This is a genomic window from Scytonema sp. UIC 10036 (assembly GCF_009725235.1).
This window is the reverse complement of sequence record NZ_WJFC01000001.1, coordinates 42,064-66,966: the sequence shown is the minus strand read 5'-3', so window position 1 is coordinate 66,966 and position 24,903 is coordinate 42,064. Positions and strand designations below refer to the sequence as shown.

The following is a 24,903-nucleotide window of genomic DNA, read 5'->3' as shown; positions in this document are numbered from 1 at the left end:
AATAATTACTTTCATTCTCCCTGACGGTAAGCTTCAATTTCTGCTGCGATCTCTTCGTCTGTTAGAGGGCGATCGGCGTGTAATGCTTGTGTGTCCTTTAATAGCTCTCGTAATTGTGATGCCAAAACTACTCTTTCATTGCTTTGAGCCAAGATAATCACCTCCACTCGTTCTCCTGGCTGAAAGGGTAGATCGGACAAAATAACAGATTTGGGGTCTTCAATAGTAATATATTTTTTATAAGCATTCATGGTTTTTCACTGCCTTATCTTAAGTTAGATTTATAAAGGTTACAGAACAAACGCCTAACTACAATTCTACTAATTTTCGCAATCGCGAAGCGCAAGCCGTACCCGTCTTATCGCATTTAACTCAATTTATGATTATTGAGAACATTCGCGATTCAAGACAAGCAGGCCTAATCTTTGCTTGACTTCTCCCCATGTAGAACCAGAGGTAGGTTCTTGCTGATACCTTTCTAGGCGTCGATCAAGTTCTTGCTGCTGTGCATCGGTTAAAGGAAGCGTATTAGTTTTTTCATCCACTCCAGCTAATAATTGTCCACCATTAGTTAGAGATAATGAACCGGCAGTGATATCGATATTACCACCATTGCCTACTTTATATCAGTGAATTTATGCTTCGGCAGTTCCAGGTTTCACAGCCAAATCAAAAACCTGTTGTGCAGTCAAATTAAAATCAGGGAATGTAGGAGAGACAATTACATCATTTCCTCTAAAGGTTGTTTTTACGTATTCCCCGTCAACTAGCTGGTATACAAAGACAGTGGATTGTTTAGGATAGCCAATAAATTCACGCCCTCCCCAAGCAGCATAATCTACAATCCAAAATTCGGGAATACCCATAATTTCATAATCGCGACGTTTGTCGTGGTAATCGTCTTGCCAGTTGGTACTAACAACCTCTACTATTAACTTAACCGAAGTAGCTTTTTCAATAACTGACTCACTTTCCCACCGCGTCTCAGCACCGATAGTGTCTTCATCCAAAACAATGATGTCCGGTTCGTACCCAGACTTGTCGCGCAAAGGCCTAACGATTGATTCTCTAGGAATAAACCAAATATCGGTTTTACCCATTTTATCAATGACTGTAAGTAATTTCCCGCCAAGAGAACCTGTTAACTTTGAATGCTTCCCCCTAGGTTTAGGCATCTCGACAATTACTCCATCATACAATTCGTACCGGACTTCCGAGTCAATAGGATACCATTCGATAAACTCATCGAAGGTGTATAATTTTGTTTCGGTTTGTGTTTGGGCTTGGGTCATAACTTACTACCTCCATATATATTCGACTTTACCATTGAATATTTAATTCGGTGCAAAACCAGCCCGATGGGGTCAAGACACGCTAAAAATAGTGTTGTTGGTGTTTTCAAGATAGTCTTTCCTTCAAGCTAAGTAACCTATGTTTATTTATTTCCAGAATTTTCCGAGCAAAATTACTTGTATTGGTGGAGATACGAGAACAATTAATGCGATTAAAAATCTTTAATACATTTGCGTTTGAAATATTTTCAAGTTGCGCTAACCATACACAAGCAGCTTCGGGATAGCTGTGAGCAACGAGTGAGAACACATCAAAAGTTTTAAGAGTCTTTTTATCATCAATATTACCATAAAATGCTGAGAAACATTTATTTGCGTAAGCCTGAACTGAGCGTTTCTGTTTTTGCTCGTTAATCGTTGCATTAATACACACGTTTGGAAAAGAAAATGCAAAACTAGCTTATTAGTTAGCAGAGCAGATAAACTTTACGAAGAAGCAGAAAACCTAGAACTTATTATTTCAGAATTGGAGCAAAAATGAAAACGATTGAAGATTTAAGAACTCGTATTAAAGAACTCAGTAAGCAAGCTGTTGAGCTTAGACTAAAAGCATTGATTCGAGAGTGTTCTTGATAAACTTACTCTCTTAATTTCCACATTTTGTTAAACTCTATGCAACTTCATCAACCCTTATCTTTCGATTTTTTGAGATAAGCTTTTGCCCAAGCATACCGTTCGCTATCTTTTTTGAGTAGGTATGCGGCTGCAGTGTGTCTTTTTTCTTCATCTTTTGTATTCCTAACTACTCGCTTGATTTCATCATCGATATCTTCAGTTTTAGCACCCCTTTGGATTGCTTCTCTAAACCAATAATCTCCATTTGGATAGTCACCTTTGTCATAGGCAATAGCTCCCATTAATGTGTAAGGCTGATAACTGAGCGCATGATATTGCATAGCTTTTTTTGCACAACTTTCAGCATCAAATAATTTATCAAGATCTCTGAATGCCGCACCTCTAGTGACTAAAATTGCTGATTTGAGAGTATTGTCTTTTATTTGGTTTAAGTCTAAGTTAGTTAACTGTAAAGCTTGCTCGGATTTGTTTGCCTTACGCCAATAACTACTGGCAGTTGGAATATGCCATTTATTTCCCGATCGCTGAAATTCTTGGACATAAAATTCTGCTTCTAGGCTGTAATATTTCAGAGCAACCTTTCCGTCACGAGATAATAAATCTTGTTCTACAAGGTTAAAAAATAGTAGGGGCTCTAATCTTTCGTTTCTCTCCAGTTTTAGTAGAATCTGATAAAATGGCTCTAGTGTTAATTTATTCGTAAAATCTATTAAACCATACTTTTTCTTAAGCATGATAAAGTGCCGTTTTTGAAAAAGAGTAATAATATTTTCACAGCCATTATTTTTCAGCCATTGAATTTCTGATTCGTTGAGAGTCTCTCCTGATTCTATTTTAGCCTTCAAAGTGTAAGCGTATTTTTGATTCGCGATCGCGATTGTTTCAGTCAGTTTACGATTTTTCATAAAGTTAAGATCTTGTTCGCTTAACTTACTGTCTAACTCAAGTCTTTTGAGAACTTTATACAGGTGGCTTTTAGGAGAGCAATCCTCATATCCTGTAGCTTTATACTTAACTTTTAAGGCAGCAAATTCTCGTGTTTTTTCCAACTCTTGAGCAATAGCAATTGTTTCGCTTAGCCCTTGCTGTTCCAACCATTGAATTTCTGATTCACTTAAATTATTTCTTGCATCGATTTTCTGTAGGATTGGATACAAGGGACTCAACAACGAGCGCTCGGAATGTTTTTTTGCTTGATATTTATCTATTAACTGAGCAAATATATTCTTTTTTTCTGACTCTTGTAGTTTAAAAATATTTGCGGTTTCCAAGAGTTTGTTATCTAAGAGAAAGTTATATTCAAAATCATTCAAAAGTTCTGCTAACTCTAACTTTTTCAAGATTTGATATAGAGGACTATCAGGATAAGAGTTTTGATATTGAGTAGCTTTGTACTTAGATTTAAGTTGAGTGAATTGCTGAATATCTTGAGCGATCGCATTTGTCTGAGATAGACCGTTTGAAGTTAGCCAATGAACTTCCCCAGACGTAAGTAATTGTCCTGATTCAATTTTACAAAGTATGAAATATAAAGGACTATCTTGCCAGGAAACACTATGATTTGTAGCTTTATACTTGGCTTTTAATTGTGAGAATTCTACGCCTAAATTGACAAAATCCCTTAATTTATCTTCTTGTTCTTGGCATATAAATCCAAGCTTCTGCTCTCTTAACCATTCAGTGTCTAATAGATTGAGTTTAATCCCCAAGTCAACTTTTCTAAGTATAAGATACAGAGGACTAGTGGGTGATACATCTTGATATTGAGTTGCTTGGTATTTAGTTTTGAGGGTAGTAAAGTGTTTAATCCGGTTTTGGTCATCTTTAGGCATATTGATGGTATCCGCTATAGCACTGACAAAAATGTGTTATTAACTACTATAGCAACACTTATAAAAAAGGGCGAGTTCAACACCCCCTCGCCCTTATCTCCCTAAATGGTAAATTAATACCCGTACCCACCGAAGAAGCAATTGCTGCCAAACAAGAAGCAACTGAAGCGAAAAGAAGAGCAGAACAATTAGCACGCTTACATAAATTAAGTATAAATCTGGATGAAGTCATCGGTAATCAGTAACCTTGCCAAATTTTTACTGATAATCGCTTCAGAGTGACGCAATTGTGGAATCTTATTCAATACTACAAGGGCTGAGAAGATTCTCCATTCAGACAAGCAAGGGATGCAGAGGGTACAGGAGAGGAAAAAAGGCTTAACCGACAAGTATTGATACCACTCCCAATCTGCGACTGTCTCAAGGCTGACATTGCGATCGTAAAATCTGATTTTTCAATTTTAGGTAGGAGTGCTGCGAAGTTAATTAATAGAAAGCATCTATATTGTGTCGGAAAGCGATCATGGCATGCTTACCCTGCTCCTCTTTCAATGCTGAAAGGATAGCATCAGATACTTCTAATGAAACAATGGTCTTGATTTCAATATTAGTGTTGTAGCCTGGTAAGTCTGACAAGCGTCTTCCGTGTCCGCCCTCACCTTGAACTTGACTAATAGTGTAGCCGCTTACACTATGGGTTTTCAGTAGTTTGACAATACGGTCTTTCAGCACCGTTTCCCCAATGATGGTGATTAAGACGGCGGGTTCGAGGGGAGAGACTAAGTTTGACATGGAGAACTCCAGAGAAGAGGTTTTAGCTTCTAAAGCTTAAGTTTTTCATAAAACAGGCGCTACGACTTGTACCCCTAAGACGTAAATTCGTCTTCTGAGTCGGTAGCATTAAATGTTAACAAGTTTAGTAAATACTCAGAATTGCTACCAAGCCGAGATTACGCAGGTCAAGTTAGAGAAGTGCAGCAACTTGGCGAAGCTCATTCCTCTCAAAGGACGCGAGAGCAAACAGAAATTGCTTTCTTCTGGGCAAATGACTTGAACGGTACTTCTAAACCACCCGGTCAGCTTTACACAATTACCCAAATTGTGGCTAAGCAAGAAGAAACCGTGCAAAGCCTACTTGAAACAGCACGCCTGTTTGCGCTTGTGAGCATTGCTATGGCTGACGCCGCCATTGTTGCTTGGTATGTGAAGTTTTTGTTCCCTCAAGAAAATGACAAGAACAATTTGATTCGCCTTTGGAGACCAGAAACAGCGATCCGTGAGGCTGATACCGACAAAAACCCCGATACAACACCCGACCGCCACTGGCAACCGCTTTCAGCAATGACTGATGGCACGCGTTTTTCACCTGCTTTCCCTGCCTATATCTCCGGTCACGCCACCTTTGGTGCTGCTCATGCAGCAATGATGCGGCTTTTCTTTGGAAGAGATTCTATCTCTTTCACTGCAACGACCGAAGATCCAAACGCTTTACGCGATGAGAATGGAGTTAAACTTACCCGTACTTTTACAAGCTTTACAGAAGCTGCACGGGAGAACGGTAGAAGCCGGATTTATCTTGGTGTTCACTACCAATGGGATGCCGAGGGTGGCTTTGAGTCGGGAACTAAAGTTGGTGAATTCGCTTTCAACAGATTAAGCAATTCAAGCAAATGATGACAACACCAGTCGAGGTAACGGAAGCAATCCTAGCCCTGTCAAGGTGACCGATCAAATTTTGATTCAGACGGCAATTCCTCATCTTTCTCCTCTGCGTACTCTGCGGTTCAAAAATTATTTATTAAACCGCAGAGGCGCAGAGGACACAGAGAAAAGAGTGAGGAAGAATCAGTAATAACGACCTACTTAATTTTGGTTCTAAAAAGTCAGTAAATGGTAAGCTATCTGCTCGTATGAACGCGCCATAACTTTTGCTGCTTCAATTGTCCGTCGGTCAACACCAATAGAATCGTTAGCAAGTTGATACCATTGGTGCATTCTGTCCTTCGCAATGGCATAAAATTAATAGTTCCCGGTAAGCCAAGGTTTGAACTTGCAGTAATATCATTTGTTTGGTTTGAAGGTAGCAGAGGGGTGAGGTGTCACAAATGACAATCATCGTTCGCTAAGCACACGTTCGAGGTTGTCTAAGTCTTGTACTAAGTCGGCTTCGGTGTAGTGAAGATAAGCACCGTGTTTTTTGAGAAAAGCATCGGTAGCGAGGTGGGAGGGCAGCTTTAGAATACGTTGAACTTCAGCTGCACTCAGAATTTTGAGGCGATATGCTTCGACAATAAGGGACTCCAGCACGCGGCGATTCAGGTTGCCAAGGCTAGCTTCGAGTGGATTGGCGAGTTCGTCGGGAAGTTCGATCGTAAGAACGCATATTCTAATATTTTCCTAATTTATTTTTATGTTACTTATTTCATACCAACAGAAAAATGAACAGATGGCTACAATATCAGTATTACTCAACAAAATAGTCCCTATGAGTCAAAGCATTGATGAACGAGTCCGTTGGACAACAAGAGACTTAGAGCTATTGCCCGATAACGGCAATCGTTACGAAATTATTGATGGAGAGCTATTTGTGACGAGAGCACCACATTGGGGACATCAAAAAGCTAGTGGAAACGCTTATGCTGAGCTAAGAGCTTGGTCGCTGTCAACGGGTTTGGGAGAGGCTGTACCCACTCCAGGACTCATTTTTACTGATGCAGATAATGTCATTCCTGATGTAGTCTGGGTGAGCAAGGAACGCCTCTCTATCTTACTTGACGATGCCGGACATTTAACAGGAGCGCCAGAACTGATTGTGGAAGTCCTCTCACCAGGTACGAACAACGAGCAGCGCGATCGCGAGACAAAACTAAAGCTATATACTTCTAGAGGAGTACAAGAATATTGGATTTTAGATTGGCGATTGCAACAAGTTGAGGTGTACCAAAGGGAAAAAGGTGTTTTGAGATTAGTCACAACGCTATTTGCTACAGATGAACTCACCTCACCCTTACTACCAAACTTTACCTGTTGTGTTGCACGGTTCTTTATTTAGTTCAAGCGATCGCCTTTTCGCCAGGGACGCGATATATTCTCAGTAGTGTTGAGTGTGGAAGGCCGTTTGCAGTCGTTGCAATAAAGGAACCAAAAGCGACTAATGAGGTCTTTCCAAGCTAAAAACAACGTTATGTTTTCCTGTCAAACTCGCTCAATTGAATTCATCGGTATTTACAAAAGAATTATCCATATTTTCTGAATCATCGGGCGTATATGTTGGCGTATTGCGATCGTCCAAGTTTTCCTCCGGATATGGAGTAGGCTCATCGCTACTAAAAGGTTCTTGCATATTATCTTCTATATAATATGCTTCTTGTGGTGGAATTGATAAAACTTCAACTTCTTCTGTCACAGATTCAGCATTTGCCTGAGTAGAAACTCCAAGAAGAAGCGGTAGAAGTGCTAGCGTTATTAAACTTAACAAGATATAGGTCTTAAATCTCAATTGAATTGGCAAAAACTTGTTCATAGCAGCCCGTGTAAATTTGTATTCTGATAAAATTTAATTAAAATGGGTATAGCCGCCCTATTTAATCGGTAAAAATTATCAACTGCCAAGACGCCAAGAGCGCCAAGACAAGAGAGAAAAGACAATTTTACAAATGATTTAGGATTGCTATGTTACGTATAACCATGGTTATTTACTGCCTTCGGGACAAAATTCAAAAATTTTAATAATCTTTTTCACTGTTAAGTTAACGAATCCCCTCATTCGCTTGTATGGCAAAGCCCAGTCACAATTGCTCGAGACTGGGCTTTCCAACAGTTAGGTGATTACAATTTGATTACGTGTGTGGTCTGGGCTAAATTATGTACTAGCCTGCTCTAGATTAACTTTGACGACTTTGCCATTCAGTTTGCTGAACTAGGTTTTTTCAGCGCCTCTAACCCTGAAGTTCCACAATTATTAACAATTCATCCTTCTGCTTTTCTGTTCAGTCAAATTTCAACTGGAAATATCATCAATAATTCTAATGCACCTGCAGGATTACTCCGCTTTTGATGACAGCGATATCCTAGCTTTTGCGCGTGATGGTAGAGGCGGCGATATCATTCTCAACACTAGAGCTTTCTTTGGCTCTAGCTATCAACCCGCACAAGAAGTTACTAATCCTCAAACCCTTGATGGTAACAACCGTGTGGATGTCAATGCCACTGGAGGCATCGCATCTGGAAACATTTCGACACCTGACGACAGTTCCATTCAAAACAGCCTCAGCGAACTCTCAGAAAATCCCATTGACACCAACGCGCTGATTGCCAATAGTTGCATTGCTCGTAGTCGTAGCAAACTTAAAAGTAGCTTCACCATCACGGGTTCTGGAGGCTTACCCAATCGTCCTAGGGATGTATTTATTTCATCCTATGCCACAGGTGAAGTGAGTCACGTACAAGATGGTAGCCAAGCGCGTTTATGGCAAAAGGGCGATCGTATTGTGGAACCATCTGGCGTGTATCGCTTGCCTTCTGGGAAACTTATTTTGAGTCGAGAATGTTCTTAAACTTTCTGTTACATGGACACGTAGAGACGGTGGTGGAAGTATTGGCTGGTGGTGCTGCGTTTGAAGTTGCGTGAGCGCGAACGGCTTCACCGCGTCCAAAGGACGGGACGAACGCAAGAGAACGACAATCAACAAAGTACCATCCCCCAAGGTCAATTCACCAGACGCTATATCAACGACAACCTAGATTAGTGAGTTGCGCTTCGGTGTGGCGTAACCACTCAGATCCCCGACAACTCTTGCGAAGTCGGGGATCTGGCAGCCCATCAAAATCAATATGGTGAGACACTACTTTACCAAAAACTGCGCTATGCGTGCGATCGCTCTTAGGTCAGCTGAGTAATGGTGGTTTTCTAACTTTGTCATGAGTCATGAAGTACTGTGCTATGCGATTGGGTGAGTGCTGCCTCAGGTTATTAGGTATTCTGCATCATTTCAGTGTGCGATAGTGCAGAAACAGATCGTTTCCTACCTGACGAGTTTCGATGAGTTCGAGGTGAGGAGCAGCACAAGGTACAAAACCCTCTCCCTCCACTGGACTTGGCGCATCCTGTCCTCCATAAATGACGGGCCAAATGGTCAACCACCAATCATCAATTCGCCCTGCTTGTATGAGAGCAGCTGTCAAAGACCCACCTCCCAAAGCAACGACCTTGCGGATACCCCGTTCTGCTATCAAGGCGTAGGCTCGATCCCAGTCCAGATCTGTATCTCCCAGAGCGATTACATCAGCCAGCTTGTGCAGGGTTGTTGCTTCAGTTTTGCGATCCATTGCAGCCCGTGTCGTAAATATCCATCGCTCAACGTCTTGAGTGAAAAAAGGCAGGTCGGGGGGTAGGTCTAAAGATCCCGAAACAACACAGGTAATGGGTTGGGGAGACTGACCCCGAACGTTACGTGCAGCCAGCAGTTCGGGATTGCTAATTGTGAAGGTCGTTCCCTCAGCTCGAATTGTCCCCGCCCCTACCAAAACTAAATCGGCAAGGGATACTTGATACTCTAGGTGTGCTCGATCAACTGGATCGGGATCGCGTGGTGCTCTAGGGTCTACGGCACTAATCTTTCCATCAGCCGTCATAGCAAGAACCACGGTTGTTTGGGTAACTGTCATACGTAAAGCCTATGTCTATTATGGTGAACAGTTATACTGTACAATGGCTTCAAAACAATAAACTCTCTGTTACTGAGCAATGGACGCCTCGATCGCCAATAGTTGCATTGCCCGTAGTGGTAGTAAACTTAACGGCAGCTTCACCATCACGGGTTCTGGAGGCTTACCCAATCGTCCTGGGGATGTTTCAGTTTCTTCTTATGCCACAGGTGATCTAAGTAACGTACAGGGTGATAGTGCATCGCGTTTATGGCAAAAGGGCGCTCCTATTGTGGAACCACAAGGGGTGTATCGATTGCCTTCAGGGCAACTTGTTTTGAGTCGAGAATGTTCTTAGACTCATGTTCAAACTGCCATATTTCGTATTGAAGTAAAAATTTGTTAATTATTCTCTGTAGAATCATCATTTAGAGCTAACAATACTAAGGTAAGACTAAATAAATTTAGCACCTACCAAAATAAACAAAAAGCAGGTGCAAGCATCAACTGCTGATACTAAGTACAGTATTTGAGCAGAGATGGTGATGTTAAGTTGAGTGCAGCATTAAAAGTCAGATTTGGTGAAGACTTGTTATCAGTGACGAAAGTCACTAGGTAGTATTTTTCATGTCAAGATAAGGGACAAAGAAAGTGCCCAGGTTTTTGAGTCGATATACACCAGAAACCGTCATAGAGAAATACAGAATTTCATCAGAATAGGTGTGGCGCTATGCACTGCCATAGTGCCAATTCTGGCAATCTCTCATTTGTGGCTTTCGGTATTAAGTTATGTTTGGTGGACGAAAAGACGGAGAGAGCGGTATGAATTTTAACCATCGAAAAATCAGAAATTTTATTAGAATAGGTGTAGCGTTATGCACTGCCATAGTGTTAATTCTGGCTAGCACAATCAATGCTAAAGGAGCAACAACTTATACAGTTATAGACATAGGTGTGTTAGATAGCAGTTCCAGTACAAGTTCAAGCTACGCTAATGATATCAACAATAAGGGTCAGGTCGTGGGCTACTCATCGACTCTCAATGGCGATCGCGCCTTTTTATGGGACAGTTCCAACGGAATGCAAGACTTAGGCGTGTTGGGTAGTTTTAATAGCTTAACTAATAGCCGAGCTAACGATATCAACAACAAAGGTCAGGTAGTTGGTTTTTCCACTCAGAGCAATCCTACTCGTAGTGCCTTCTTATGGGATAAGGTTAACGGAATGCAAGATTTGGGAACAATGAGCACTCCATCACCTAGTGGGAGGAGTGCTTATGGCATTAACAACAAAAGCCAAGTGGTCGGTGGAGCAAACGCACCTACTACCAACAGAAACGATCCTGCCTTTATATGGGATAGCATTAACGGAATGCAACCTCTGGAGTTTTCCCCAGCATACTTCAACATCGCCAATGACATTAATGACTCAGGTCAAATAGTTGGTTACGTCAATCTTAGGTATAGACCCTCATTTGCGGCTCTCTGGGATAGTACGACTCGGAAAATCACCAACCTCAATAACTCGATCGATCCTAACAGTGGTTGGTCTTTAGTTGAAGCACGCGCAATTAACAATAAGGGAGAGATTGTTGGTTATGGAACGTATAACAATCAAACTCGTGCTTTTCTTTTACAACCTACTAATATGACTGCTTCTAAACCTGGTGGGCTAATACAGCGCGGCTGAAATAAAGCTGTTATTCACTCGGTAGTGAAAATTTGATGAACCGCAATATGTTTATATAGAACGGGTAGGGATACTCGTTCTATACTGGTGCGATGCTCCCAATTCTCATTGACCTATTGAACGGTAAATGCTCTGCACCAAGTTTTTACTAATTGACACTTGAAGGAATTTTGAAAACCATTCACTTATATGTATTATGGTTAACTTGTAAGTGAAAACTTTCCATGGTAAGTTAACGATTAAGTAATTAAACAAAAATAATTACATATATTAAATTATACTTATTAAAGAATTTTAGGTTAAATTTTGTGTAATTAATTTGTCTTACTACTTATGTACAAAAAATAATTGACTCGGCAAAGACATTAGCTTTTTTCAAAGCTTTAGAGGGGAAAAATCCTATGCGGTGGGGTGCATTTCTGAGGAAAATTTTCGCTGAACACGTTTGGCTATTAAGTGGGGCAGGGTTGCTAGGATGCGCGGGAGCGATCGCACTTTCTGGAAACTCCGCCATTGCTCAAAACAGCATTATACCCGATACCACCCTCGGTTCAGAAACTTCTAGTGTTGTATCTCTAGATGAAAGCTTTGGTATTCCTATTGATGTCATTAATGGCGGAGCGATTCGCGGAGTTAACCTGTTTCATAGCTTCCAAGAATTCAATGTTGCTGCACTCAGAGGGGTGTATTTTCTCAATCCCGATAATGCTATTCAAAACATTCTGGCACGTGTTACTGGCAATAACCGCTCTGAGATTTTAGGTACTCTAGGCATTTTAAATGCTCCTGGCATCACATCCCGTGCCAACGTATTTCTCATGAACCCCAATGGAATTATATTTGGACCAAATGCTCAGTTAGATATTAGCGGTTCATTTGTCGCCACAACCGCGAATGCGATCGCATTTCCTGATGGTGCAGAGTTTTCTGTGAATTCAGGAGCCGCTCCGCAGAATCAATTACTAAGAGTTAATCCTTCCGCGTTTCTGTTCAATCAAGTAGCTGCCCAAGGTTCCAATTCTATAGAAAATAAGGGTATTCTGGCAGTTCCAAATGGTAGGAGCTTATTGTTAGTGGGTGGGCGTGTCGCTCCAACTGCAACCTCAACAGGGCAGATATTGGTAGATGGTGGAAAGCTTAATGTTTTTGGTGGTCGCATTGAGATAGGTGGATTGACTGCACCTGGAATGGTAGGACTCACTGTTGATGGGAATAGTCTGCGCCTGAGTTATCCTGCGGGGGTAGCAAGAGCAGATATCTCATTTGTGAAAGGTGCTTTCGTAAATGTTGCAGGTGCAGGGGGTGGTGATATTGCAATTAATGCAAACAATCTGAACATATTGGAATATAGTATTCTCAGTTCAGGGCTAAATTTAAATCAAGGAAGTCCTGGAAGCAGAGCAGGTGACATTTTAATTAACGCTACCGGAGTGGTAACAATAGCAGATGACAGCACTGTTAATAATACTGGTTTACGCAATTCTATTGGTGATGCAGGGGATATCAAAATTGTTGCTCGTTCACTCAATATGACTAATGGTGCTCAAATCCAGTCATCAATATTCGGTGGGCAGGGAAATGCAGGCAACATTAGTATTCAAGTAGAGGGTTCGGTTTCTCTGTCAGGAATAGGTGCTGATACAAATCCCAGTGGCAGACGCAATCCCAGTGCAATTATCAGTAACGTTGTATCAGCTAATCTCCCCATCCAAGCACCACCATTCTTTGGAATCCCAATTAGTGGTAACAGTGGAAGCATTGATATCCAAGGGCGATGGCTTTCTCTTGCAGATGGATCTTCTATCAGTACTACCAGTTTACTAGGAGGTAAGTCTGGAGATATTCGAGTCGAAGCTTTCGATTCTATCTCTATGACTGCTGCTGCTGGAATTAGTGCTACTACTTTTAGTGACGAAAATGCTGAAAATGTGTCAATTGTTACGAAGAGCTTAAATCTTAACGAGAATGCTATCATTGCAACAAATACCTTTGGCAGAGGTAACGCAGCCAACATTACTATTGATACCCAACAGTTACTTGTTCGGAATGGCGGAGCGGTGTCTGCTACTTCTAGCAGGATTGGATCGTCAGATAACGTTGGAAGAGGCGGAAACATAATCGTCAATGCCTCTGATTCTATAGAAGTAGACGGGGTAGGTAATATCACTGGCTTCTTCACTGAAACATCTACTAGAAACCGTGCTGGAGACTTAACTCTCAACACCAGAACACTAACTCTCAGAAATGGAGGAGTCATTTCATCTGGTGCTTCTCGCAGAGGCAGTCTGGGAGGTAATGGTGGAAATTTGACAGTCAATGCTTCAGAGTTAGTAGAAGTTAATGGTTCGGGAAGTAATTCTACTGAGTTACGTACTGAAGCCTATGGTATAGGAAATGCCGGAGATTTAATAATTAATACTAGACGTTTGCAAGTGATTGGTAATGGAGTAGTATCAACGTCTACATATGGTCAGGGAAATGCTGGAAACATATTTGTACACAATAGTGACATCGTAGAAATAGACTCTGGAGTCATTTCCAGTGCTATCCAACCTGGAGCAGTAGGTAATGCAGGTGACATTGAGGTGAATACCAAAAACCTTTTTCTAACTAATGGTGCTTTAATAGATACAAGAACCTTTAGTAGGGGAAATGCAGGTACTATCAAGATTAATGCCAGCAATACCGTCTCTTTGGATAGAAATGCAGGTGTTGTGAGTGCTTTGGAACTAGAAGCCGAGGGAAAAGCAGGCGACATTGAACTGAGTACTAGAAACCTTTCTCTGACCAATGGTGCTTCTATAGATATCAGAACTCTTGGCAAAGGGAATGCGGGTACAGTAAATATTAACGTCCGCGATACTCTGTACGCCAACAACGGTAACATCAGAACTGATTCCCGTCAATCTTCTGGTGGTGCGATCGCCATAAACGCTAAAGATATGCGCCTTTTTGGTGACAGTGACATTTCCACCTTTGTTTTCAGTGGTGCAGGAGGCGGTGGCAATATCACCCTCACCGCAGACTCCATCATCGCCTTCAATGACAGCGACATCTTAGCATTTGCCAGTGATGGCAGAGGCGGCGATATTACTTTCCAGACTCCTGCCTTCTTCGGCGATCGCTATGAACCTGCTTCTCCCGGTACCAATCCCTTCAATTTAGATGGCAATAATCGCGTAGATATTAATGCCAGTGGTAGGCTTGCAGATGGAAGCATCACCCTACCAGATGTCAGCTTTCTGCAAAACAGTTTAACAGAATTACCGCAAACTCCAATTGATACCAATGCGCTGATTGCTAACAGTTGCATTGCTCGCAACAGTGGTAAGCAGGAAAATACCTTCACCATTACAGGTTCTGGCGGTTTGCCGAACCGTCCTGGTGATGCTTCAATTTCTTCCTATTCCACAGGTGATGTGCGTGACGTACAGGGTGATAGTGCATCGCGTTCGTGGCACAAGGGCGATCCAATTGTGGAACCATCTGGCGTTTATCGTTTGCCTTCAGGGAAACTTATCTTGAGCCGAGAATGTTCTTAAACTTACTTTTGGGGCAACTGATTTTGAGCCATCAATGTCCCTAGAAGTCAATTTCTATCACTAGACCTTTCCGAGAAAAGATGTAGGGGCGCAACGCCTTGCGCCCCTATCCAAACTGTCGAATTAACCACAATGACCATGCAGTTTTCTGCAAGATGATTTACTGAAATTAGCAACTACTGAGGATACAAACTGCCTTTTAGGTAGCATAAACAGTGAAAGACTTATCTAATATTTTTATTTATTCTTTAAATAAAGAAAACACTTAATAAAACCACAAGAACAAATAATCTAATTGTTCTCAATATACCATAATAGAGTTCAATCAAGGAGAAAGCAAATGTTAGAATGCTTTGATTTGGTAGGACAATCTAACTGTATAAATACAGATTTTGCTGAATCAGCAGCATGGCTATCTTCAGGAATGGAAGGAATAAATAACCAATTCGTGCAAGCTAAAAAGTTTTCTGGTTCAAGTGCTGATTATGGAGAATTTCTTGAAATTAACAACTTTACTGATGATATTGAGAGCTTATATAGTCCATCTTCAACAGAAATTAGCCCCTTGGTTGCACCAGATCCAGGTAGCGTCTTCAGCACAGCATACAATATTGGTAACTTGACTCGCCCTCAGACGTTCACTGATTTTGTTGGCTATAGCGACACTTCCGATCTATATCGCTTCAACCTGTCAAGTGAGAGCAGTTTCAACCTATCTTTAAACGGTTTGACTGGGGATGTAAATGTAGAATTATTGGATGCAAACGGAACACGCATTGGGTTTGCAGGAAACAGTGGTACTGCGGCAGAAGCTCTCGACGGCAATTTGCAAGTAGGAACTTATTATGTACGAGTTTACCAATACAGTGGTAGCACTAACTACCGTCTCGGACTATCTGCTACACCTATTCTCAACAACACACGCACTGTGTTGGGAACCTTAGATGCAAATTGGTTTACCTATCAATCTGGCTTTAGCCGCACAGTGATTTCTGGTAATGGTAACATTGACTTTGGTAAGGGAGAACGAGATCTACTCAATCTTTCCAGTATTTACTCTAACACAGTGGCTTTCAGTAACGCCAGTAACGGAGGTGGCGTGCTTTACAACACTGGTAATGGGACTCGTTTGTTTGATGCTATTACGTTAAACAATGGCAGTCAAATCCTCTTTGAAGGAATTGATAGTATTCAATTTGCGGACACTACGCTTAATTTATCAGTAACGCCAAACGATCCGTTGTTTGGACAGCAATGGAACCTACACATGATGGGTGTTCAAAACGCATGGCGGTTCACCACTGGTTCAAATAGTGTGTTAGTAGGTATTGAAGATTCAGGTTTGGGAGTCAATAGTTCCGGCTATATCCATGAGGATTTACGCGGCAGTAGCACAACTATTTATCCTAACAACTACCGCGATGACTTTTACAAGTCTAATACCTCTCACGGTACTGGAGTTCAAGGTATTATTGCCGCAGCTACTAACAATGGCTATGGGATGAGTGGTATCAATTGGAGTTCTTCAGTGTTTAACATTGATGTTTTGAATGGCGAAACTAACGATCTGTCGCTAGCGGAAGCTACACGAAACTTAATCAATCAAGCTAATCAGAACGGACAGCGTCTTGTGATTAATATGAGTTTAATTTACACTAACGAGCCTGCTTTTAATCAACTTGTTGCTAATAATCCCAATACTTTGTTTGTGATTGCTGCAGGTAATGATGGTCATTTGGGTGTGAGTGGTCTGACCTATCCAGCAATACTGGCACAACAATATAGTAATGTTATTGCTGTAGGTGCCTCCTGGGGAACGAATGCTGCCGATGGTTCTCCTCGAACACCTGGTGAAAGAATTCAGTACAGTGGATGGTGGGGATCGCAGTACGGTTTGGGGTTAACACTGATGGGACCATCAGAAGTCGTTACTACTAGTGCAACTCGCTTATCAACAGGTGCAGTACAATTTAGCTATACCACTGGTAGTAGCGATCGCTTTAACGGAACTTCTGCAGCAACTCCAAACGTCACAGGTGTTGCTTCCCTAGTCTGGAGTGCCAATCCCAATTTAAATGCGACTCAAGTCACGCAAATTTTGTCACAAACAGCTTACGATCTGGGCACATCTGGATACGATACGGAATACGGTAGCGGATTTGTCAATGCTGATGCTGCGGTCAGACGAGCATTGGCACTAGCAAAGGGTGTAGCTTGAATTTGTCTCTCACGTACTTCAGTTTGAAGATTTAAGCTTCCAGTTTTTGGACATATCCCGGACAAGGTGTAAGCGTATTGAGCAAAGATTCATCTGCTGTCCAGAATTGGGCAGATTCTAACTCGGCAACTGCCAGAAAAGCTGCATCATACAAAGTTGCCAAGGAGAACTGTTGGGCGATCGCCCATGTTTTTGCACGGATAGCATTGTTATCCAGGTAGTCAATCGGCATTTGGCAGAAGTCATCATAAAACCCCTCTGCCTGTGCTACGGTAATTGCCCCCAACCTTACTTTTTTTCGCAATACTGAGCCAACTTCAGCCCACGCAAATGCTGGAGCAACCAAACGCTCATTCGATGTCAGCAAGGGAACGATCAAGTTTCTGGCTTGAGGTTGCAGTGTCTCAGGTACCAGATAAGGAATCCAAACGCTAGTGTCAATACACTTAGTCACGCCGTCCCTCACCAGCTCTAAGCTGACGAATCAAGTCCACAGAACTTGATTGAATTCCTGTTTTGGCTTCTACTTCGGCACTACGAGCCACAATGCGCTGATGTGCTGCTAGCGCTCGTCGTCGTCGCACCTCGCAGGCGAGCGCTTCGACAACCATCTCGTTAAAAGACTCATTGCCTTCGCGAAACTGCTTTGCTTGCTCGAGTAGATCGGCAGGAATGCGGATAGTTACAGCTTCTCGTTCCATACTTGCATCTCATGTAACTACAAAATGACATCATAAATTATAACTATTTTCTGAATCAGTCAGCTACTGTCCTTGACAATGCAGAGTGCGATCGCCTCCAACGTCTGCACGCTATGCGATGCCGTTCGGCGCTGGAGGCACAGTACGCGAAGAAAGAGGAGAAGAAGATCGATAATCTTGTGGCGGAAAGGGAGTAAAGTGCAGTTTTCGGCAATCGATTCTTCTTAAAATTGCTCTTAACTAAGCAGAAACAGTGAATGTCTTACTCCGCAGCTTTCCCTATCTTGAAAATTAATATGTTCTCCAGTGGAGGTAGCTTAGGTATACCACTTCAAATTTTTGATGGTTTAATGGCAATACAATTTCAAAATAATTTCAACACAATAGCTGGAAATATCAGTTTTTCAGGAACAGCTAACGCAACGTATAATGCTACTTTGAGTGGCTTTCTTGTCTGAGCATCAAGAAATTCTTTATCTTAAGTATCTCAAAAAACTTATCGATCGGTGCGATAAGCCGGGTACAGTTTGCGCTAGGAGCGATAAGTCACGCTACAGGCTATACTGCCGTATCGCGTGTTTGCGGTGTCCAGATACCCGATTTCTTTGAGAAGTCTGGCATCTAACTTTTCACCAATGATTTTTTAGAATTGATATAGATAAATCATTATTAATGATTTAAGTTGTGAGTACAACATTATGTTTATTCTAAAACTTACCTATATTTCCTGCGTTATTGGCAAAAAATGTAGTAGAAACTACTGAATTGTTTGAGCAAGTACCGTGATTAATAAAAGCTGGTTTGATGGATATTGGTATCTAAAGCTAGCGGGTTGGTTGGGATTTGTAAGTGCGATCGCCTGCTCGGAAAACTTTGCCTTTGCTCAAAGCAGCAACATTATACCAGATGACACGTTGAGCAATTAAGCAAGAAGGTACCTTTATCATTACGGGTTCTGGCGGTTTGCCCAACCGTCCTGGCGATGTTTCAGTTTCTTCCTATCCCACAGGTGATGTACGTAAAGTACAAGATAATAATTCATCGCATTTTTGGCAAAAGGGTAACCCTATTGTGGAACCACAAGGTGTGTACCAATTACCTTCAGGACGACTTGTTTTGAGTCGGGAATGTTTTTAAACTTCTATAGCCGTCACACCTTATCATCCGAAGCCAAATTTACTTTGCTGTTTCCTGCAATCCATTCTTCTTAAAGTTGCCATTGCTCTAGCAGAAATAGTGAATGTAGGATCTAGTTGCTTTCTTTATCCTAATAATGAGACGAGTCGTCAAAAATAAACATTTATGTATGTGTCACATAGTTTACTTGTCAAAGAAAGCCTGAATGTGATAGTTTGCCTTTCAAATATCAGTAATAATACTCGGTTTTCAAGAATAAAAAATATTCTTGTTTGGAGGATAGCCTACAGATCCACTAGCAATACTGCTCGGATAAGGAAATTGTAGGTTGGGTTTCGTTCCTCAACCCAACCTACGTGTTTTCGTATTTTTCGGCTTAACCGACAAGTATTGGATGCACTAGAGTAAGGCTTGCTGATTTTTCAGCGTAGTTATTTTTGGTAGGAGTATTGTCAGTAATATAGGAGAGTCTACAATTGGATATTGTTATACACCTAAAGCAAAGACGAAAACAGTACACTACAGGCAGTAGCTGTTGCGAATATATAAATTTGGCAACATTTGTTACTGCAATCCTTTCCACTTTTGTTTGCCTATCTTCCACTGCATTTGCTCAATCTGCACCACCACCGGGAGTGACAATTCCTCCAGACGCACCAGATACGATTGAGCGCATCACTCCTCAACCCAACGAATCACCAAGTCCCCTTCCTCAAGCACCCCCAGCAGACTCACCAAAACCCAGTCTTGAAACGCCTTCCACTCAAGAATCACCCGACGTCACATTTCCGCAAGGGACTCGCATTCCAATTAAGAAAATAGAGGTACTCGGAAGTACAGTTTTGCAAGACAAGATTCAAGAATTAATTGAACCTTTGGAAAAGAAGGGAGAAGTAACTTTTGAAGAATTGCTCCAACTGCGTTCTCAAATCACTCAGCTGTATTTAGACAATGGTTATGTTACTAGTGGTGCATTTTTGCCAAACAATCAAGATATTAGTAGCGGTGTTGTAAAAATTCAAATTGTTGAGGGAGAGCTAGAAAATATTGAACTCACTGGATTAAATAGATTACAAACAGGGTATGTGCGCTCGCGCTTGCGAAGAGCAACTTCAAAACCTCTAAATCAGAAGCGTTTGGAAGAAGCACTACAACTTCTACAACTCGATCCCCTCATCAGCCGCGTGAATGCAGAGCTAACAGCTGGTAGCACGCCCGGTCAAAATATATTACAAGTGCAAATACAAGAAGCACCAGCCTTTCATGCTGGAGTCTCTATAGAGAACACTCAGTCCCCCAGTATTGGTTCCCTACAAGGTAGCGTTTTTATTGCCCATGATAATGTACTCGGTTTTGGCGATCGCTTTAATGCCGAATACGGTAGAACAGAAGGTCTGAATTTATACGATATTAACTACACTATCCCGATTAACTCCCTAAATGGTACCATTGGATTTCGATATAGCAATACTGATAGCCGTATTATTGAAGATCAATTTGAAGAATTAGACATTAAAAGTGAAACACAGACTTATTCTCTAAGTATTCGTCAACCTTTATACAGAACTCCAACCGCCGAGTTTGCTCTCGGTTTATCCTTAGACTTGCGTCGAAACCAAACATTTATACTTGACGATCTCCCCTATTCCTTTTCAGAAGGTCCAGAAAATGGTAGATCAAAAGTGACAGTCATTCGATTTTCTCAAGATTGGGTAAATCGTAACGCTAATAGAGTCTTAGCCGCACGCTCTCAGTTTAGCCTGGGTATAGGTGCTTTTGATGCAACAATTAACGACACGGGTACTGATGGGCAATTCTTTTCCTGGTTGGGACAGTTTCAGTGGGTACAGAGACTGTCACCCACAGCTTTATTACTAGCACGGCTGAACGCGCAATTAACTGGAGACTCATTACTTTCTCTAGAAAAACTTAGTATTGGTGGATTCGATACGGTGCGCGGGTATCGTCAGAATCAACTGGTTGCAGATAACGGTGTAGCCGGTTCACTAGAAGTTCGCTTTCCCCCAATATCTAGCTACACAGCATTGCAGTTAGCACCCTTTTTCGATATTGGTACAACTTGGAACAATCGAGCAGAGAACCCCGAACCACAGACAATAGCTAGTTTAGGTTTGGGGTTAATTTGGCAACCCTCTCGGAGTTTGTATTTGCGTTTGGACTATGGAGTCCCTTTAATAGACGTTGATAACCAAGGAGACTCACTGCAAGATAAAGGGCTGTATTTTTCTTTGCGATATCAGCCGTTTTGATTCTAATGGCTAATGGCTAATGGCTAATGGCTAATGGCTAATGGCTAATGGCTGATGAACCCCTATTCCGCACCCTAGCTGTCGCGCATGAATAAAATGTAGGAAAAGTAGTACATAAAAACTAAAAACAGAGTAGGGAATAAACAATCAATTGCAAATTAATAGCAATAAGCAACAGAAGAGAATTATAAACAGATTCCCATGCAAAGAGCGATCGCTTAGGGCGTCCTAGGCGATCGCTCAACCTTTATATATGTTTCCCAAATTTTTTGATTCAATTCCTTCTCTTACAAAGTTGGGCGGGATGGAAGCCGACACCGCCCACTTTGTGCTGTGAGCATTTAATAGGTGAGGGAGTCAAAGCCGAATATTTAAATGACGATAAACTCGGCATAGTTATGGATAAAATGTTTTTCAAAAGCATTTGCTAACATTCTTTTATTTTTTTTGCCCGGTCACAATAAAACCTGGAAAACCTGCTAAAAAACGCCCGGATTCGTGCAGTTTTTTTAACTGATTTACCCATTGATTTAAGTCCGATTCTGATAGAACTTTTTGGTGAAGCGCTTGCTCTAAAATTCCATGACAAACCCACATAAAAAAATCATATGGTGCTAGATTAGTGTGCGTCACAAAAGTGATGTTGGTTAAACCTAACTCTTCAAATATTTCCGGGAGTTTACAACCTATTAATCCATTGGGAAAACTATCCGATATGAAGCCAACAATTTTGCGAGTTAAAGCGGGAAAAGCCGAGTTAACAAAGGTGCCGTCTAAGTAAAAATCAAAGATAGCAAGCTTGCCACCAGGGCGCAATACACGAATCATTTCCAAAACGGTGTTCTTTGGGTTTTCTAAGAACAATAAAACACGTTCTGCCCGACAGGCATCAAAGCTATTATCATTCAGATTGAGAGAGTTGGCATCAGCTACATAATACTTGACTGACAAATTTAATTTATCTGCTCTTTTCTTCGCCTCCTCAATCATGATCTCACTTTTATCTACTCCCACAACTAAACCATTGTGACCAACAATTTGTTTTATACGTTGCACGTCATGACCGAGTCCGCACCCTACATCTAAAATGCAATCGCCTTCTTTAATGCCTAAATAATCGATGATTTTCTGTTTGCATTGACGCACAGAATCTATGGCATCACATTTATCTAGAAAGTCGAATAAAAATTTGGTTTCGTTCATTTTTTCGGGAGATTGAAATCCCAGGGCTATATTTTGCATAACGTTTTTAGAATATCCTGGATGAATTGAGAAAAAGCAGACTTATAAAGCAATTGTATCTGAAGTGTTAAATCAAAAAATCAAAAAGTTACATCTAAGTCATTCATGACTTGGGTTGATTCATGCTTCAATACCAGACAACACAACATGGTGTTCATTTTGTTAACAGACTCCATGTACTCGAATTGTGGGAGTGATTCTGCTACTATACCTGCTCCAGCATTTAGGTAAACCCAGTCATCATACTGATAGACGGAGCGGATGGCGATCGCTAAATCTACAAGCCCAGCGCTGTTTATCCAACCAATAGCACCTGCATAAATACCTCGTGGCTCGTCTTCTAAGCGAGCTATCCATTCCAACGCTTGACTTTTATCAATACCGGACACAGTAATGCCTGGAAATAAAACCTTCAGGGCATCCCATAAAGTTTTCTCAGATTTTAACTGACCACTTACTCGTGATGATAAATGCTGTACATAGCGGTATTTCTTGACCTGCATAAAGTCAAATATTTTAACTGTCCCAGGTACGGAAAGTTTGGCAATCTCTTGTTGAGCAAGTGCAACGGAGAGCGCGTGTTCCTTAACCTCTTTAGCATTAGTAAATAATTCACTATACAGGCGAGCATCGTCTTCCAAGTTTTCACCACGTTGCCGTGTACCTGCCAACGGATTGGTAATAACAAATCCTTGATTGTCTATTTGCATCAATATTTCGGGACTAAAGCCTACAGCACGTACATCTCCCATATTCAGACAATATGAACGGGCAGAGTTATTAACTTTCGTTCCGGCTATATAGGTTTTAATAACGTCCAGATCTCCTTTTATTTTTACAGAACGAGAAAGTATGGCTTTTTGTAACTTACCTGCTTGAATAGCTTGAATGAGAACATCTACTTTACTTTGATAAGATTCCCGCTCGTTATCAATAACATTAATCAATATGGGTGTTGGAACAAACTCTGTAAATTGGCTATTCACTGATAACATTTTTTTGATTTTATCTAGCGATTTTATGCTTTTAATTTTGACTCTTTGTGTAGTAATATGAAGTTCAGTTTCTGGTACAAGAAAACATAAAAGTGGTTGCTGAATTGCTTTGGAGTAGCTTGAGTAGAAGCGAACTATATCAAAAGCGATATAGCCATAAGCCGTCCAACCTACAATTGGCAAAGATGCTAATAAGGATTCTACTTGTTTAAATGGATCGCTAATAGGGACTGACAGCTTTTTTTCTGTATCTTCTAATGAAACAGCCTCTAAGCTGACTGATACCTTAAATAACATATTGCCAGCAATACGCACTTCGTCCCGATCTTGATAAAGAATATAGTCAGAAATAACACCTGACTGAAGCAAATTTTGCAACACAGTAATAGGACGAATTTCCCCTGTTACAAACACTTCTTCGTACTCATACGTTTGTGTTTCGCTCATTATATTTTCTGGTGATTGATGTATGTTTTAGCTAGTGTAGTGCTGTTCCCACAAATTTCGCCTACAAGCATTTGCTTTTTTTCCTGTTCCTTGGAATGGAAATGCTTCTAAATCTTCCTCCCTATACGAGAGAGACGCAAGAATTTGGCGGAGTGAAAGTTAGATTTTTGGAATTTTCTATATAACGTGAAAAGCCAGACTTGCTTTCTATATCGTAATTTATATTGATGGCAAAATATTGTCAATAGCAAGTAAGTAGTCGGATAAAAATCAACCAGGTATGTAAAGAAAAATTAAAAGAATAGAAGAAATTTGATAAGCCGAAGACTTGTCGGCTAAAGCCGTATTGCTGTAGTGCAAGCAATACTTGTCGGTTAAGCCTAAAAATGCGAAAACACTACAATGTGCTCAGCCCTTGCAGTATTGGTAGTGCAAGAACATTGAGAATGAAATTATGGCACAAATACGGGGAGCAAGAGTATCTATATATTTTAGACCGGGCTGCAACGTCATACATCAACTGTTCAACTAATTGGCGGGTGTGGACACAGGACATTAACTCATCTGTTCTAGCGTTGAGAATTACAGACGCGTTGACTTGTCCTGGGGTGAAATCACCATCTTTTGACTCAATAACCAAACCAGATTTACTGACATATTCACAATCACTCTTCAACAAAAAGTTGTCTTAATTGATGACTCAGTAAAACTTGAGTTGCTAAACCTGATGGAGCGCTTAGGTATTGTTCGTTCGGAAGCCTACAACAAACTTGGTAGTGTCAAGCATTCATAAGAGTTAGGCTGGCGGTTCTTTCGTATATATCGTGCTAAATTGTTAAATCTAGTTGATAAATTTGACCATTTTCCAGGCAACTACACTCAAATTTAAACTCATGTTTTATCTCGTTCGGGCTCCACTCCTTCATCAATCCAAACATCAATGGCTGCTTTAACTTCTGATTCAGTTATAGCAGACCACTCTTTTTCATTAATAATTGTCCTAAATACGGATCTTTTACCGTGACCGACTTTTTCTATTGAGTATCCGCGATACACTAAATTTTTAGGCTTAACCATTTTTCTCTCAATTTTATTAACTATTGTAACATACATCCATAGTATTTTTGAACTATTGACACTTATCTAAGATTATTGAGTGCTTACTCGTACCGAAATATGTACAATCCTGCTTAGTGGTTGATTCCAGTTGTTGCATATCCGGAAATTCATGCTGAAAACTCCTATCCTGTTTGGGG

Annotated in this window: 26 protein-coding genes and 1 pseudogene; 12 read left to right on the top strand and 15 right to left on the bottom strand. The window is 41.0% G+C overall.

Annotated elements, in window-relative coordinates; genetic code table 11:
- Nucleotides 1-11: 11 nt before the first annotated feature.
- From F7734_RS00335 to F7734_RS00310, 6 genes are all read right to left on the bottom strand, one after another.
- The gene (locus F7734_RS00335; protein WP_155742812.1) at nt 12-251 is read right to left on the bottom strand and encodes a hypothetical protein; all 240 of its coding nucleotides are present in this window, start codon (nt 249-251) and stop codon (nt 12-14) included.
- A gap of 132 nt (nt 252-383) precedes the next feature.
- Complete coding sequence (locus tag F7734_RS61605; protein WP_166481665.1) at nt 384-602, bottom strand: addiction module protein; 219 nt, start codon at nt 600-602, stop codon at nt 384-386.
- A 33-nt stretch (nt 603-635) separates the two neighbouring features.
- Nucleotides 636-1,292, bottom strand: coding sequence for a Uma2 family endonuclease (locus tag F7734_RS00325; RefSeq protein ID WP_155742810.1), 657 nt, complete (start codon nt 1,290-1,292; stop codon nt 636-638).
- A gap of 106 nt (nt 1,293-1,398) precedes the next feature.
- Complete coding sequence (locus tag F7734_RS00320) at nt 1,399-1,725, bottom strand: hypothetical protein (RefSeq protein WP_243146594.1); 327 nt, start codon at nt 1,723-1,725, stop codon at nt 1,399-1,401.
- A gap of 250 nt (nt 1,726-1,975) precedes the next feature.
- Nucleotides 1,976-3,760 (bottom strand): hypothetical protein, encoded by a 1,785-nt coding sequence (locus tag F7734_RS00315; protein ID WP_155742808.1) that lies wholly within the window; start codon nt 3,758-3,760, stop codon nt 1,976-1,978.
- A gap of 486 nt (nt 3,761-4,246) precedes the next feature.
- Entirely contained in the window at nt 4,247-4,552 is a 306-nt protein-coding gene (locus F7734_RS00310; protein WP_155742806.1) for a hypothetical protein, read from the bottom strand.
- A gap of 141 nt (nt 4,553-4,693) precedes the next feature.
- Here F7734_RS00310 and F7734_RS00305 point away from each other — a divergent pair, with 141 nt between their 5' ends.
- The gene (locus F7734_RS00305; RefSeq protein ID WP_243146593.1) at nt 4,694-5,434 is read left to right on the top strand and encodes a vanadium-dependent haloperoxidase; all 741 of its coding nucleotides are present in this window, start codon (nt 4,694-4,696) and stop codon (nt 5,432-5,434) included.
- A gap of 438 nt (nt 5,435-5,872) precedes the next feature.
- Here the strand turns inward: F7734_RS00305 and F7734_RS00300 are convergent, their stop codons facing one another.
- Complete coding sequence (locus F7734_RS00300) at nt 5,873-6,130, bottom strand: UPF0175 family protein (RefSeq protein WP_347566108.1); 258 nt, start codon at nt 6,128-6,130, stop codon at nt 5,873-5,875.
- 115 nt (nt 6,131-6,245) lie between these two features.
- Here F7734_RS00300 and F7734_RS00295 point away from each other — a divergent pair, with 115 nt between their 5' ends.
- A complete protein-coding gene (locus F7734_RS00295) occupies nt 6,246-6,812 on the top strand; it encodes a Uma2 family endonuclease (protein ID WP_155743032.1) in 567 nt (188 codons plus the stop codon).
- A 153-nt stretch (nt 6,813-6,965) separates the two neighbouring features.
- Here the strand turns inward: F7734_RS00295 and F7734_RS00290 are convergent, their stop codons facing one another.
- Nucleotides 6,966-7,283: a hypothetical protein gene (locus F7734_RS00290; RefSeq protein WP_155742803.1), complete on the bottom strand. Its 318-nt coding sequence runs from the start codon at nt 7,281-7,283 to the stop codon at nt 6,966-6,968.
- Between the two features lie 505 nt (nt 7,284-7,788).
- On the opposite strand from F7734_RS00290, the gene F7734_RS00285 reads away from it, so the two are divergent.
- Entirely contained in the window at nt 7,789-8,316 is a 528-nt protein-coding gene (locus tag F7734_RS00285; protein WP_155742801.1) for an S-layer family protein, read from the top strand.
- Nucleotides 8,317-8,376: 60 nt separating this feature from the next.
- Nucleotides 8,377-8,508: a hypothetical protein gene (locus F7734_RS64990; RefSeq protein ID WP_279239639.1), complete on the top strand. Its 132-nt coding sequence runs from the start codon at nt 8,377-8,379 to the stop codon at nt 8,506-8,508.
- 238 nt (nt 8,509-8,746) lie between these two features.
- On the opposite strand, the gene F7734_RS00280 is transcribed toward F7734_RS64990, so the two are convergent.
- Nucleotides 8,747-9,427: a dihydrofolate reductase family protein gene (locus F7734_RS00280; protein ID WP_155742799.1), complete on the bottom strand. Its 681-nt coding sequence runs from the start codon at nt 9,425-9,427 to the stop codon at nt 8,747-8,749.
- Between the two features lie 79 nt (nt 9,428-9,506).
- On the opposite strand from F7734_RS00280, the gene F7734_RS00275 reads away from it, so the two are divergent.
- From F7734_RS00275 to F7734_RS00260, 4 genes are all read left to right on the top strand, one after another.
- Nucleotides 9,507-9,764, top strand: coding sequence for a hypothetical protein (locus F7734_RS00275; RefSeq protein ID WP_155742797.1), 258 nt, complete (start codon nt 9,507-9,509; stop codon nt 9,762-9,764).
- 464 nt (nt 9,765-10,228) lie between these two features.
- The gene (locus F7734_RS00270) at nt 10,229-11,095 is read left to right on the top strand and encodes a DUF3466 family protein (RefSeq protein ID WP_166481650.1); all 867 of its coding nucleotides are present in this window, start codon (nt 10,229-10,231) and stop codon (nt 11,093-11,095) included.
- A gap of 401 nt (nt 11,096-11,496) precedes the next feature.
- Complete coding sequence (locus tag F7734_RS00265; protein ID WP_155742795.1) at nt 11,497-14,637, top strand: filamentous hemagglutinin N-terminal domain-containing protein; 3,141 nt, start codon at nt 11,497-11,499, stop codon at nt 14,635-14,637.
- A 340-nt stretch (nt 14,638-14,977) separates the two neighbouring features.
- Nucleotides 14,978-16,855 carry a S8 family serine peptidase gene (locus F7734_RS00260; RefSeq protein ID WP_243146592.1) on the top strand — a complete coding sequence of 626 codons (1,878 nt, stop codon included), beginning with the start codon at nt 14,978-14,980 and terminating at the stop codon, nt 16,853-16,855.
- Nucleotides 16,856-16,886: 31 nt separating this feature from the next.
- Here the strand turns inward: F7734_RS00260 and F7734_RS00255 are convergent, their stop codons facing one another.
- A complete protein-coding gene (locus tag F7734_RS00255; RefSeq protein ID WP_166481649.1) occupies nt 16,887-17,309 on the bottom strand; it encodes a type II toxin-antitoxin system VapC family toxin in 423 nt (140 codons plus the stop codon).
- Nucleotides 17,302-17,556: a YlcI/YnfO family protein gene (locus F7734_RS00250; RefSeq protein ID WP_155742793.1), complete on the bottom strand. Its 255-nt coding sequence runs from the start codon at nt 17,554-17,556 to the stop codon at nt 17,302-17,304. The genes F7734_RS00255 and F7734_RS00250 overlap by 8 nt, the downstream gene beginning before the upstream one ends.
- Before the next feature lie 257 nt (nt 17,557-17,813).
- On the opposite strand from F7734_RS00250, the gene F7734_RS00245 reads away from it, so the two are divergent.
- From F7734_RS00245 to F7734_RS00230, 4 genes are all read left to right on the top strand, one after another.
- Nucleotides 17,814-18,014 carry a hypothetical protein gene (locus tag F7734_RS00245; RefSeq protein ID WP_155742792.1) on the top strand — a complete coding sequence of 67 codons (201 nt, stop codon included), beginning with the start codon at nt 17,814-17,816 and terminating at the stop codon, nt 18,012-18,014.
- A gap of 324 nt (nt 18,015-18,338) precedes the next feature.
- The gene (locus tag F7734_RS00240; protein ID WP_155742791.1) at nt 18,339-18,482 is read left to right on the top strand and encodes a hypothetical protein; all 144 of its coding nucleotides are present in this window, start codon (nt 18,339-18,341) and stop codon (nt 18,480-18,482) included.
- Between the two features lie 37 nt (nt 18,483-18,519).
- A complete protein-coding gene (locus F7734_RS00235; RefSeq protein WP_155742790.1) occupies nt 18,520-18,693 on the top strand; it encodes a hypothetical protein in 174 nt (57 codons plus the stop codon).
- Between the two features lie 551 nt (nt 18,694-19,244).
- The gene (locus F7734_RS00230) at nt 19,245-20,963 is read left to right on the top strand and encodes a ShlB/FhaC/HecB family hemolysin secretion/activation protein (RefSeq protein ID WP_207713970.1); all 1,719 of its coding nucleotides are present in this window, start codon (nt 19,245-19,247) and stop codon (nt 20,961-20,963) included.
- 438 nt (nt 20,964-21,401) lie between these two features.
- Here the strand turns inward: F7734_RS00230 and F7734_RS00220 are convergent, their stop codons facing one another.
- The 4 genes and pseudogenes from F7734_RS00220 to F7734_RS00205 all read right to left on the bottom strand — a co-directional run bounded on the left by F7734_RS00220 (nt 21,402) and on the right by F7734_RS00205 (nt 24,724).
- The gene (locus tag F7734_RS00220; protein ID WP_155742787.1) at nt 21,402-22,205 is read right to left on the bottom strand and encodes a methyltransferase domain-containing protein; all 804 of its coding nucleotides are present in this window, start codon (nt 22,203-22,205) and stop codon (nt 21,402-21,404) included.
- 80 nt (nt 22,206-22,285) lie between these two features.
- On the bottom strand, nt 22,286-23,647 hold the full coding sequence (locus F7734_RS00215; protein ID WP_155742785.1) for a salicylate synthase: 1,362 nt from the start codon (nt 23,645-23,647) through the stop codon (nt 22,286-22,288).
- A 589-nt stretch (nt 23,648-24,236) separates the two neighbouring features.
- Nucleotides 24,237-24,332, bottom strand: a pseudogene (locus F7734_RS00210) (2-dehydropantoate 2-reductase); the annotation flags it as partial.
- Nucleotides 24,333-24,538: 206 nt separating this feature from the next.
- Nucleotides 24,539-24,724 carry a hypothetical protein gene (locus tag F7734_RS00205; protein WP_155742783.1) on the bottom strand — a complete coding sequence of 62 codons (186 nt, stop codon included), beginning with the start codon at nt 24,722-24,724 and terminating at the stop codon, nt 24,539-24,541.
- Nucleotides 24,725-24,903: the final 179 nt, after the last annotated feature.